We start from the raw sequence: 12,020 nt of genomic DNA on the forward strand, positions 1-12,020 counted from the left end.
TCGGGCGATGCCGCTCCAGCCGCACGAGACCGCCTTCACACAGGCGCCCGCGCCGCCGCGCCCGGTGCCGGTCCTGCCCGACGCCGCCACCGCGCTGGCCGTCGCCGACCGGCTGGCGGACGCCTTCGCCGAGGCCGCCGTCGAGCGCGACCGCGCGCGGCGCCTGCCGGTCGCCGAGATCGCGCGCTTCACCGAATCCGGCCTCTGGGCGATCACGGTGCCGGAGGAATACGGCGGCCCCGGCCTCGACAGCGCCACGGTCGCCCAGGTGATCGCCCGGATCTCCGCGGCGGACGGGTCGCTCGGCCAGATCCCGCAGAACCATTTCTACGCCCTGGAGGTGCTCCGCAACGGCGGCACCGAGGCCCAGAAGCGCGCCCTCTACGGCCGCGTTCTGGCGGGCGAGCGCTTCGGCAACGCGCTCGCCGAGATCGGCGCGCGGGACCACACCCGCCGCACGCGGCTCGTGCGCGATCCGGCGGGCTGGTATGTCGAGGGCCGCAAATACTACTGCACCGGCTCGCTCTACGCGCACCGCATCCCCACCCTGGCCAACGCCGAGGAGGACGGTCGGGAAGTGGCCTACCTCGTCTTCATCCCCCGGGACGCGCCGGGCGTGACCCTGGTCGACGACTGGGACGGGTTCGGGCAGCGGGTCACCGGCTCGGGCTCGGTCCTGTTCGAGGGCGTCGCCGTCGAGCCCGACTGGGTGGTGCCGTTCCAGGCCTCGCTGGAGCGGCCCACCGCGATCGGCCCCTTCGCGCAGATCCTGCACGCCGGGATCGATCTCGGCATCGGCGCGGGCGCCTTCGCGGCGACTTTGCCCTTCGTGCGGGACCGCGCCCGGCCGTGGATCGATGCCGGGGTCGCACGGGCCAGCGAGGATCCCCTGACCCTCCACGCGCTGGGCGACGTCCAGGTGCGCCTCGCGGCGGCCGACGCCCTGCTGGCGCGGGCCGGCCGCTTCGTGGACGCCGCGCAGGAAGCCCCCGACGCCGACAGCGTCGCGGCCGCCTCCGTGGCGGTGGCGGAGGCCCGGGCGGCGAGCCACCGGGCCGGCCTGCTCGCGGCCAACAAGCTCGTCGAGCTCGGCGGCACCTCCGCCACCGACCGGGCCGAGGCGCTGGACCGCTACTGGCGCGACGTCCGCACCCACACCCTGCACGATCCGGTGCGCTGGAAGTACCACTGGATCGGCGCCTACCACCTCGACGGCCGGCAGCCGCCCCGGCACGGAGCGCTCTGATGGCCCTCGGGAAGAAGCAGATCCTGCTGAACGCCTTCAACATGACCTGCGTGGGCCACATCAACCACGGGCTCTGGACCCACCCGCGCGACCGCTCGGCCGAGTACAACACGCTGTCCTACTGGACCGAGCAGGCGAAGCTCCTGGAGCGCGGCCTGTTCGACGGCCTGTTCATCGCCGACATCATCGGCGTCTACGACATCTACGGCGGCGGCATCGACGTCACCGCCCGGGAGGCAGTGCAGCTCCCGGTCAACGACCCGACCGTGATGATCTCCGCCATGGCGGCGGTGACCGAGCATCTCGGCTTCGGGGTGACGATCAACGTCCACCAGGAGGCGCCCTACACCTTCGCCCGGCGCCTCTCGACCCTCGACCACCTGACGGGCGGCCGGATCGGCTGGAACATCGTCACCGGCTACCTCGACAGCGCCCACCGCGCCCAGAGCGGCGGCACGTTGCCGGCTCATGACCGGCGCTACGACTACGCCGACGAGTACCTGGAGGTGCTCTACCGGCTCTGGGAGGGCAGCTGGGACGACGCGGCCGTGCGCCGCGACCGGGCGGCCCGGGTGTTCAGCGATCCCGCCCACATCCGCAAGGTCGCCCACCGGGGCGAGTTCTTCTCGGTCGAGGGCTACCACCTGTCGGAGCCGTCGCGCCAGCGCACGCCGGTGCTCTATCAGGCGGGCGCCTCGGGCCGCGGCCGCGCCTTCGCGGGCCGCCACGCCGAGTGCGTGTTCATCTCCGCCCGCGACCCGGCGACCGCCCGCGAATCCGTCCGCGCCATCCGGGCCGAGGCGGTCGCGGCCGGCCGGCATCCCGACGACGTGAAGGTGTTCGTCGGCCTCGCGATCATCCCCGGACGGACCCGGGCGGAGGCCGAGGCGAAGCGGGACGAGTACCTGTCCTACGCGAGCCCGGAGGCGGGGCTCGCGCATTTCTCCGCCTCCACGGGGATCGACTTCGCCCGCTACGGCCTCGACGAGCCGATCCCCTACGCGCCGGGCAACGCCATCCAGTCGGCCACCGCGGCGGCGGCCAAGCGCGGCCTGACGAAGCGCGACCTCCTGGCCGAGCTGCAGCTCGGCAGCCGCTACGCGGTGCTCACCGGCGACGCCGCGACGATCGCCGACGAACTCCAGGCCTGGATCACGGAGGGCGAGGTCGACGGCTTCAATCTCAGCCGGATCGTCGTGCCGGAGAGCTTCTCGGATTTCATCGACATCGTGATCCCGGAGCTGCAGGACCGCGGCCTCTACAAGACCGCCTACGCCGAGGGCGCGCTGCGGGCGAAGCTGTTCGGCGCGGGCGACCGGCTGCCCGCCCGCCACCCGGCCGGGGCCTACCGCGGCGCGGCTCAGCGAGCCTGAGCCTCGCCGCTCTCGGAGCCGAACCAGCGGCCGTAGATCTCGTCGTAGCGGCCGTCCTCCCGCAGCCCGAGGAGGGCCTGGTTGACGCGCTTGCGCCGGGGATCGTTGGCCGCGAACAGGATGCCGTAGGATTGCCGGTTGAAGGCCGTCCCGACCAGCCGCAGGGCCTCGTGGCCCGGCCGGGTCGCGTAGTAGCCCAGCGCGGGGGCATCGTAGACCACCGCCGCGACCGTGCCGGCCTGGAGCGCCGCGCAGGCCTCCTCCAGGGTCGCGAAACCCACCGGCGTGGCGAAATGGTCCGCCAGGTAGGCGACCGAGGTGGTGTTGGCGACCGTGCCCACCCGCTTGCCCGGCAGGTCCTGCGGGCCGTTGATCGCGCCGCGCAGGCGCTCCACGGTCGCCGTGCTGGTCAGGCCCGCGGTGAACCACGCCACCAGGGCGATGCAGGTGAACAGCCAGAGCACCGTGACGGCCCGCGCCAGCGGGCTGCGCGGCATCTCCTCCGCCTGGGCGGCGAGGCTGCTCAGGGCCCACCAAACGACGTGGGCGAAGCCGCGCGCCGGTCCCGAGCGCGCCGCCATGCCGCCGGGGTGGCGCCGCTCGAGCCACCAGACCAGGGCCGCCACCGCCAGGATCAGGGCGGCGAGTCCCAGGAGGACCTGCAGGAAGGCGGTGTCGCTCAGGAGCGCCCGGAGGGCCCGCGCGGTGGCGGAGCCGGTCGCGTCCGGCTCGGCCCGGACGGCGATGCGCAGGCCGGTCTCCAGCATCGTGACGGAGAAGTCGAAACGCCGCTCGCGCTCCGCGGTGATCGACACCGCCGCGACGGCGAGGTCCGCGCGCCCGTCCGAGACCGCCGCGAACAGCGCCGGCAGGTCGTCGACGCGCACGTAGGCCGTCCGGACGCCGAGCTCCCGCGCGACGGCGTTCCAGAGATCGATGCTGAACCCGCGCAGCCGGCCGTCCTCGTCCATGACCAGGGGCGGCACCGGGTGCGTCGCGACCCGCCACGTCTCGGGCTCGGTCGTGCGGAGCGCGGGCGCCGCCTCCCGGGTCTCGGCCCGGACAGGCTCCGCGGCGAGCGGCGCGGCGGCCGCGAAACACAGGGAGAGGAACAGGACGAGGGACAGGATCCCCGCGGGCGCGCCGGCACGCCGCCGGCCGGCCGACCGGCGCGGCACGTCAGAGGCTCTCGATCCAGTTGCGCAGGACGGCGCCGGGCGCGGGTTCGGGGCCGGTCTCCAGGCGCTGGGACGCGTCGCTCGGGATGAAGCCGAACCGGCGCTTGAACGCCCGCCGGAAGGTCCGCTCGTCCGAGAAGCCGACCGCGAAGGCGACCTGCGAGATGCGCAGGGGTCTGGGGGCATCGTCGCGCACGAGCATCCGCATCGCCGCCATGAGGCGGCGGTCGCGAATATACGCCACGATGCCGTTGGGGGCGAACAGCCGGTACAGGGTCGAGCGCGACAGGCCGAGCCGCGTCGCGATCAGGGCCGGCGTCAGCTTCGGGTTGCCGAGCTCCGCCTCGACGAGGCGGCGCACCCGGATCCGGATGTCCTGGTGCTGGGAGGGCCGCCCCTCCTCCTGCCCGCGCAGCCAGCTGGCGCAGAGCTGGGTGATCGCCGCCGAGGCCGCCAGGGCCTCGCGGCGGTCGAGGAGGTCGCCGCAGGCGACGACGTTGGCGACGAAATTGTGGACCAGCCGCCCGAACGGGTCGCCGTCGTGGTCGAGGGGGCGCCCGTGCAGGGCGTCGGGGTGGCAGCCCTGCTTCTCCAGCAGGGCGCGGGGGATCACGACGTTCGTGGCGTCGACGGCAGCCGCCACGATGCGCACGGGCTGGGCGAGGTCGAAGACGATGCACTGCACCTCGTTCACCGGGCCCGCACCCTGATCGGTCTCCACCAGGCTCTGCCCCCGCCGGTAGAACTGCAGCAGGATGTGGTCGAGGCCCTGCTGGCCGATCATCTCCCGCGTCCGCACGAGGGTGTGGGCCGGCGCCACCACGTCGCCGACCAGCAGGTCGCCGAGATGGTAGCTGCGCATCGCGATCGGGACGGTGAGGTCGGTCTCCGGGCGGAAGCTCACGTCGAAGATGGGCGCGAGATGGTCCTGCCACGCCCGGCCGAGCGCCGCGGGATCGCCGGGCGGCTCGAACCGCAGGCAGGCGACCTCGCCGGCCGGAGCCTCGCCCCCGGCCGGCGCCGCGTCCGGGTCCCGGTCTCTCTCCTCGGAAGACATACGTAGAGCCTGACACCTGCTGTTAGCGCGACCGATGAAGAACGAGGGCCTGCCCCAAGGTGACGCGTGGCAACGCGGTCCGGTCGTCCCGCACGTTAGCCGCGCCCACCCGGACAGTCTTCCTGTCTCCCGCCGGCCCGGACGGCTGTACACTGTCGTTTGCCGGGGCGACGTGCGATTCGACGCGGGCGCCGCCGGATCGGGCCGCCACCGGCGCAACGTCCGATCATCGTGACTTACGAGCCGGCGGTGTGGTTCCTTCCGTCCCAGAAAGGGGGATCCCCGTTTCAGGACGTCGCGCGCGGCGCCGGGTGTGGCCGCGATGTGATAGTCCGTTAAACCCGCATTTCCTAACCCCCGTGCAAAGCTTGCGGCAGGCATGACGGGGGTCAGTCCAGTGGTCCGACAGTATAGCGATGTCGAGCGTGTGACCGGATCCTGTGATCCGAGCCGGGGCGCGCGCGCCGAAACGCGGCGCTGCGGCGCCGTGCGGCTGGGATTGCTGGTCGGCAGCTCGCTCGCAACCCTCGCGCTGGCCCTGGGACCTGTCGCGGCGCAGACCGTGCCGGCGCGCTCGCCCTCGACGGTCGATGCCTTCGGGGTACCGTTGACGGCGGCGCAGTTCGACACGCCCGAATACAGGCTCGATTGGGGCTTGGCGGCCATCAACGCCGCAACCGCCTATGCTCGCGGCTTTACTGGAAACGGCGTGTTGGTGGCCGTTCTTGATAGTGGCGTTGATCCGACACATCCAGAATTCAACGCAAGACGTGGTCAAATATCACCACTTTCCCGCAACTTTGTTTCGTATTTGGATCCGACGATCAATCCGTCCGAGCTTTTTGATATGGACCCCCGCGGGCATGGCACTCATGTTTCTGGCACAGTCGCAGCTGCTCGCAACAGCGTAGGCATGATGGGAGTAGCGTACGACAGCACTATTCTGTCACTCGTGTCCTCGCTCGGCAGCGCCTACACCTTCAGGGAAGTGCCCGTCGCCATTGATTATGCGGCAAATAGTGGCGCCCGCGTTATGAATGGAAGTTACGGCGTCAATTTTTGGCAATTTCCTCGAGCACTCTCTCGTCAAGAATATTGGTATGATGAGGAGCGGGTTCAATACGAGGCAATCAAGAGAGCAATCAGCAGAGATGTTCTTTTCATTTTTGCTGCGGGAAATGACCGATCATTACAGCCGGCTACAGCACAAAGTCCAAGCGACTCTGCTCTTTTTCCGTATATAAAACCGAGCAATGCGAACAGCGGAGTATATCAATTTTATGATAGAAACCCTAATGATTCGAACAGATCCGTTGCCCAGCAGCAGAATTCTGCGGACTTCTCAGATGTATCAGGATATATTGTCGCAGTAGTTGCTGTCGATAAAAACCGTTCGATCGCTAGTTTCAGCAATCTGTGCGGCGTTGCGGCGGCTTGGTGTATCGCCGCCCCAGGTGAAGGTATCTATTCGACCAAAGCCGGTGGCGGTTACCAGAGCCTGAGCGGCACATCGATGGCCTCGCCGCACGTGGCCGGTGCCGCAGCTGTCCTGCGTCAGGCGTTCCCGTTCCTGACGGCGCCGCAGATCGCCCAGACCATGTTCACCACCGCCACCCATCTCGGTGACGGTCCGGCCAACGCCCCGAACGCCACCTTCGGCTGGGGCCTGCTCAACCTCGGCAAGGCCATCGACGGCCCGGGCCAGTTCACCTCCACCTGGACGGTCAACACCACCTACAACGACCAGGCCTATTACGGCCGCTTCGCCAACGACATCTCGGGGCCCGGCGGTCTGATCAAGGTCGGTCTCGGCACCCTCGAACTCGCCGGCTCCAACACCTATGCCGGCGGCACCGCCGTCTACGGCGGCACCCTGGCCGTCTCCCGCGACGCCAATCTCGGCGCCGCCGGCACCGGCCTGACCCTCGGCGGCGGCACCCTCGAGGTCCTGGCCGACGGCTTCGCCACCGCCCGCCCGATCACGCTGGCCGGCCCCGGCACCCTGCAGATCGACCTCGGCACCGCCACCTTCGCGGGGCCGATCGCCGACGGCAGCCAGCCGGGCGTGCTGGTCAAGACCGGCCCCGGCACCGCCGTGCTCTCGGCCGCCAACACGTTCACAGGCGGCGCCCTGGTCGGCACCGGCACCCTGGCCCTGACCGCCACCGGCAGCCTCACCGCGCCCGTTCTCGTCGGCTCGGCGGCGAGCTTCCTCAATGCCGGCCTCGTCTCCGGCAACGTCGGCAACTTCGGCGTCCTCGCCAACAGCGGCACCATCACGGGCGGCCTCGCCAATGCCGGTCTGGCCCTCAACACCGGCACCGTCGGCGGCGGCGCTGCCAACACCGGCAGCCTGGTCAACGCCGGCACCCTCGCGGGCGGACTGACCAACGCCGGCACCGCCCTCAACACCGGCACCATCGCCGGCGGCGCGACCAACAGCGGCGTCCTGAGCAACGCCGGCGCCATCGGCGGCGTCGTCAACACCGGCACGCTTTCCACCAGCGGCACGGTCGGCGGCGGCCTGACCAATGCCGGCACCGTGCTCGCCAGCGGCGGCCGCATCGACGGCGCCATCGCCAACAATGCCGGCCTGCTCGCCATCGCTGGATCCGTCGCCAGCGCCGGCACCGTCGCCAACGCCGCCGGCGCGACGCTCGCCGTCACGGGCGGCGGCAGCTACAGCCTCGCCGGCCCCCTGGCCAATGCCGGCCTCGTCGCGGTCGCCCAGAGCGCCAGCCTCACCGCCTCCGGCGGCCTCAGCAATGCCGGCCTCGTCGTCAGCGACGGCACCCTCACCGCCGACCTGACCAACACTGGCGTCGCCCGCCTGTCCGGTCAGTACAACGGCACGCTGACCAATGCCGGCCTGCTGCAGGTCACCGGCCCGCTCGCCGGGCTCACCGGCCTGACCAACACCGGCGCCCTCGACCTCGGCGGCACCGCCGTCGCGCTCACCGACCTCGCCGGCTCCGCCTCCGCCGTCCTGGGCAACGGCGCCCTCACGGTCGCGGGCGCGGCCGCCTCCACCTACGCCGGCGCCATCCTGGAGACCGCGAGCCCGACCAGCCTGACCAAGGCCGGCCCCGGCACGCTCACGCTCACCGGCCTCGGCCGCTTCTCCGGCCCGACCACCGTCCAGGCCGGCACGCTCTCGCTCAACGGCCTCTGGACCTCGCCGGTCACCGTCGCGGCCGCCGGCACCCTGCGCGGCATCGGCACCGTCGCGGCCCCGGTCACGGTCGCCGGCGCCCTGCGGCCGGGCAACTCCCCCGGCACGCTCACCGTGCTCGGCCCGGTGGTGTTCAACCCCGGCAGCAGCCTCGGCCTCGACATCGACGGACCGGGCACCGGCACCGGCGCGGGCAGCTACGCCCGCCTCCTGGCGCTCGGCCCGACCGGCACGGTCGCGGCGGGCGGCACCCTGGTGCCGGAGCTGCGCGGCATCACCGGCAACGCGGGCAACGGCTTCACCCCGCGCTCGGCCAGCGCTTCGGCGTGCTCACCGCGCAGGCCGGGCTGTCGGGCTCGTTCAGCGGGCTCGCCCAGCCGGCGGCGGGCCTGCCGGCCGGCACGCGCCTCGACGCGCTCTACGCCGCCACCGGCCTCGACCTCGTGGTCACGCCCGCTGCCTACGGCAGCCTCGCCGGGCTCGGCCTCGCCCAGACCGGCAACGGCCGGGCCGTGGGCGCGGCCCTCGACCTCGCCCGCCCGGATGCCGGCACGCGGCCGGACGCGGCGCGGGCGCGGGTATTCGACCCGCTCTACGCGGCCAACCCGGCGACCCTGCCGGGCGGCCTGGCGAGCCTGTCGGGCCAGAGCTACGGCGACGCGGTGATGACCGACCTCGCCGCGCGCCGGCTGCTGGCCGACACGATCGACCGGCACCAGCGCGGGCTGGGCGGGGGCGCGGGCGCGTTCAGCGCGGGCGATCCGGGCCCGGGCCCGAACCGCACGGCGCTGCAGGTGCGCGGCGGCGCCGGGACGGCGGAGCCGCCGCTGGCGGTGGGCGAGGGCCGGGTCTGGGCCGACGCGCTGTACGGGTTCGGCGCGCGCGCCGGCGACCGGGCGGCCACGGGGGCCGGGTTCGACGCGGGCGGGCTGCTGATGGGCGTCGACCGGCAGGTCGGGGCGGACACGCAGGTGGGCGGGGCGTTCAGCTACCTGCGCGCGGGCGGCACGTCCCGGGGCGCGGGGCTGGGCCGGTTCACCACCGACAGCTACGGCGGCACGCTGTACGCGAGCGCGCGGCTCGGCGCGGTGGTGCTGCGCGGCACGGCGGGGGTATCGTACGCCGACGGTCGGGTTGACCGGACGGTGGCGCTGGGCACGGCGGTGTCGCAGGCGAGCGGGCTGTCGTCGGGCTGGAACGGCGGGGCGTCGGGCTTTGCCGGCTACGCGGTGGCGGTGGGTCTTCCGGCGGGCGTTCCGGTCGAGGTCGTGCCGGAGGTGGGCTTCAGCTACGACCGGCTGACGCGGGGCCGGGTGTCCGAGCGGGGCGGTCTGGTGGGTCAGGGCTTCGGCGGGCAGGGGTTCGCGGTGGCCGACCTCGACGCGGCGCGCAGCCTGGTCGGCGGGCGGGTGACGAGCGTGGCGCTGGGGGGCATCCCGGAGCTGCGTCTGGAGGGGCGGGCGTACTGGGCGCACGAGCTGGCCGACACGGCGGCCCTGATCCGGTCCAACCTGTTCGGGGCTCCGTTCACGACCCGCACGAGCGCGCTGGGCCGGAACGGCGCAGTCCTGGGCGTGAGCCTGACGGGTGCGGTCGCGGAGGGCGTGCAGCTGTCGGTGGGCTACACGGGCGAGCTGCGCCCGGGCGCCACCGCGCAGGTCGTCACCGCCGGCCTCCGGGCCGCGTGGTGAGGAACGGCGCCGCCCATCCCCGGCCGGCGCCGTGCTCCGGAGGCGGGCATGAGCAGGAAAGACGGGCGGGATGAGCCACCGATCGACGCCGAGCCGGCGTCCCGCCGGTCCGGCTTCTTCCGACGGCTGCTCGACGGTCTCGAAGCCGTCGAGCTGCTGGTCCAGGCCGGCCGGCTGCTCTGGTGGCTCCTGAGGGGCCTGTGGCTGGCCGCCGGCGCGATCGTGCGCCTCTTCGGCGATCGCTGACGGTCGTCACCCTGCCTGCCACGTCGCCGGCGGGATCCGGATCAGTGTCCCCGCGATCCGCACCGGGCACGGCGCGAGCGCAGGACGATATGCCTGGGCCGATGTTTCACGGGAAACATCCGCGTCGCCGCCGGATCTCGCGTCACCGGCAGGGTCGGGCAGCTCAGCCGAACAGCGCGCGCGCCACGGTCTGCGGGTCGATCGGCTTCTGGCAGAGAGCCACGGCGCCGTGGAGCGACGGCACGGCGACCGGGTCGTAGCCCGTCGCGAACAGGAAGGGCACGCCGCGCGCGTGCAGCGCGTCGGCCACGGGGTAGACCAGCTCGTCCTGCAGGTTGATGTCGAGGACCGCGGCGTCGATCTCGGCCGTGCCGGCGATCAGCGCCAGCGCCTCGCCGACGCTGGCGACCGGACCCAGGACCTGGGCGCCGCCTTCCTCGAAGCCGGATTTGAGATCGACGGCGATGAAGTAATCGTCCTCGACCAGCAGGACCCGCCTGCCGGCCAGCGCGCGTGGTTTCGAGGTCATGCGGGGTTGCCTGCGGCTTCTCCCTCGGGGAGCGGGATGTTGATCGAGCAATGTAGCGCCGTGGCGCCGAGTTCGTAGCTGGTCGTCGCCTTCAGGGCGTAGGGCAGGGCGTGCTCGATCAGCTCCCGCCCGTAGCCGCCCCGCGGCGGCGCGTCCGCCAGCTCCGGTCCGCGGACGAGGCCTTCCTCCACCCATTCCACCAGCAGCCGGCCGCCGCCATCGTCCGCCCTGTAGGTCCGCCACGTCACGCTCAGGCGTCCGTGCGCCGTGGTGAGCGCGCCGTATTTCAGCGCGTTGGTGGCGAGCTCGTGCAGGGCCAGCGCGAAGGTCTGCACCGTCGCCTTGCGCAGCCGCACCACGGGCCCGTGGAGCCGGATGCGCGCCGGCATGGCCGGGGCATCGAGGGCGGCGAGTTCCGTCTCGATCAGGGCGCGGAGCGTGATCGGTTCCTGGTCGGAGCGCGAGAGGAGGCCCTGAACCCGGGAGAGGGCGGACAGGCGGTCGTTGAACCGCTGCCGGAACGTCTCGCCGGGCCCGGTCTGGGCCATCGTCTGCTTGGCGATGGAGCGGACGACGCCGAGCAGGTTGCGGGTCCGGTGCTGCAATTCGGCGACCATGACCTGCTGCCGCTCCTGAAGCTGGCGCAGATCGTCGATGTCGGTCGAGGTGCCGAGCCACTCGACGATTCGACCCCGCGCGTCGCGGACCGGCGCGGCGCGGGTCTGGAACCAGCAGAAGCGGTCCTCGGCCGCGTTGCGGAGCCTGTGCTCGAAGGAGAGGTGGCCGCTCAGCGGCGCCTCGCGCCACGCGGCCTCGGCGACCGCCTCATCGCCCGGATGGACCGCCTCCAGCCAACCCCAGCCGAGGCTCGTCGCGTCGGTCTGCCCGGTATAGGCCTGCCACTGCGGGCTCGACCAGATGCAGGCGCCGTCGATCGCCGCGCGCCAGACGAGCTGCGGAATGCCCTGGGCGAGGGTGCGGAACAGCTCCTCGCTCGCGCGCAGGCGGCGCTCGGCCAGCACCCGCTCGGTGCTCTCGACCACGATGGCGATGACGCCGGCGGGGCGCCCGTCCTCGCCGAAGACCGGCGAATAGTCGAGATTCATCCAGACCCGCTCGGGCCGGCCGTAGCGGTGCAGGGTGAGTTCCTGATCCCTGTACGACAGCGTCCCACCGGCCAGGCCGACGCGCATGACGTTGTCGTTGAAGTCGGCGACCTCCGGCCAACCTTCGCGCACCTTGGAGCCGAGGAGTTCGGGATGGCGCCCGCCCGCGAAGCCCGAATAGGCGTCGTTGTAGATCATGATGCCGTCCTCGCCCCAGAGCAGCACGATCGGCACCGGCGATTGCAGCAGCGTGCTGACCGCGAAGACCAGGCTCTGCGGCCAGTCGGCGATGGGACCGAGGGGCGTGTCCGCCCACCTGTAGGTCCGGACGAGGTCGGCGAGTTCGCTGCAGCCGGCCGAGAAGATGCAGGCCTCGCTCATGCGGTGACCGACTCGTGAGGCTCCAGCTCGGGCGAGCGCAG

Annotated in this window: 8 protein-coding genes and 1 pseudogene; 5 read left to right on the top strand and 4 right to left on the bottom strand. The window is 72.3% G+C overall.

Translation table 11 applies throughout. The features are described 5' to 3' along the window. Positions 1–7 precede the first annotated feature (7 nt). Both LOK46_RS22785 and LOK46_RS22790 read left to right on the top strand, forming a co-directional pair. On the top strand, positions 8–1,246 hold the full coding sequence (locus tag LOK46_RS22785; RefSeq protein WP_273560669.1) for an SfnB family sulfur acquisition oxidoreductase: 1,239 nt from the start codon (positions 8–10) through the stop codon (positions 1,244–1,246). Then, positions 1,246–2,619, top strand: coding sequence for an LLM class flavin-dependent oxidoreductase (locus tag LOK46_RS22790; protein WP_273560670.1), 1,374 nt, complete (start codon positions 1,246–1,248; stop codon positions 2,617–2,619). The genes LOK46_RS22785 and LOK46_RS22790 overlap by 1 nt, the downstream gene beginning before the upstream one ends. Here the strand turns inward: LOK46_RS22790 and LOK46_RS22795 are convergent. Both LOK46_RS22795 and LOK46_RS22800 read right to left on the bottom strand, forming a co-directional pair. Further along, positions 2,607–3,797, bottom strand: coding sequence for a transporter substrate-binding domain-containing protein (locus LOK46_RS22795; RefSeq protein ID WP_273560671.1), 1,191 nt, complete (start codon positions 3,795–3,797; stop codon positions 2,607–2,609). The genes LOK46_RS22790 and LOK46_RS22795 overlap by 13 nt on opposite strands. A 1-nt stretch (position 3,798) precedes the next feature. After that, a complete protein-coding gene (locus LOK46_RS22800) occupies positions 3,799–4,854 on the bottom strand; it encodes a helix-turn-helix domain-containing protein (protein WP_273560672.1) in 1,056 nt (351 codons plus the stop codon). Between the two features lie 379 nt (positions 4,855–5,233). Here LOK46_RS22800 and LOK46_RS22805 point away from each other — a divergent pair. From LOK46_RS22805 to LOK46_RS22815, 3 genes and pseudogenes are all read left to right on the top strand, one after another. After that, positions 5,234–7,972: pseudogene (locus tag LOK46_RS22805) on the top strand (S8 family serine peptidase); the annotation flags it as partial. 497 nt (positions 7,973–8,469) lie between these two features. Continuing rightward, entirely contained in the window at positions 8,470–9,717 is a 1,248-nt protein-coding gene (locus LOK46_RS22810) for an autotransporter outer membrane beta-barrel domain-containing protein (RefSeq protein WP_273560673.1), read from the top strand. A 48-nt stretch (positions 9,718–9,765) separates the two neighbouring features. Next, positions 9,766–9,963: a hypothetical protein gene (locus LOK46_RS22815; RefSeq protein WP_273560674.1), complete on the top strand. Its 198-nt coding sequence runs from the start codon at positions 9,766–9,768 to the stop codon at positions 9,961–9,963. 163 nt (positions 9,964–10,126) lie between these two features. On the opposite strand, the gene LOK46_RS22820 is transcribed toward LOK46_RS22815, so the two are convergent. Together LOK46_RS22820 and LOK46_RS22825 are read right to left on the bottom strand one after the other, a co-directional pair. Further along, positions 10,127–10,492, bottom strand: a complete 366-nt coding sequence (locus tag LOK46_RS22820; RefSeq protein ID WP_273560675.1) for a response regulator — start codon at positions 10,490–10,492, stop codon at positions 10,127–10,129. Beyond that, positions 10,489–11,979, bottom strand: coding sequence for a sensor histidine kinase (locus tag LOK46_RS22825; RefSeq protein WP_273560676.1), 1,491 nt, complete (start codon positions 11,977–11,979; stop codon positions 10,489–10,491). Before LOK46_RS22825 ends, LOK46_RS22820 begins: the two co-directional genes overlap by 4 nt. Positions 11,980–12,020: the final 41 nt, after the last annotated feature.

It is taken from the genome of Methylobacterium sp. NMS14P (genome assembly GCF_028583545.1).
Lineage (GTDB): Bacteria > Pseudomonadota > Alphaproteobacteria > Rhizobiales > Beijerinckiaceae > Methylobacterium.

Excerpts from the sequence above, each read along its gene's own strand:
- LOK46_RS22785 (WP_273560669.1), top strand. The coding sequence starts at position 8 with ATGCCGCTCCAGCCGCACGAGACCGCCTTCACACAGGCGCCCGCGCCG.
- LOK46_RS22790 (WP_273560670.1), top strand. The coding sequence starts at position 1,246 with ATGGCCCTCGGGAAGAAGCAGATCCTGCTGAACGCCTTCAACATGACC.
- LOK46_RS22800 (WP_273560672.1), bottom strand. The coding sequence starts at position 4,854 with ATGTCTTCCGAGGAGAGAGACCGGGACCCGGACGCGGCGCCGGCCGGG.
- LOK46_RS22815 (WP_273560674.1), top strand. The coding sequence starts at position 9,766 with ATGAGCAGGAAAGACGGGCGGGATGAGCCACCGATCGACGCCGAGCCG.
- LOK46_RS22820 (WP_273560675.1), bottom strand. The coding sequence starts at position 10,492 with ATGACCTCGAAACCACGCGCGCTGGCCGGCAGGCGGGTCCTGCTGGTC.
- LOK46_RS22825 (WP_273560676.1), bottom strand. The coding sequence starts at position 11,979 with ATGAGCGAGGCCTGCATCTTCTCGGCCGGCTGCAGCGAACTCGCCGAC.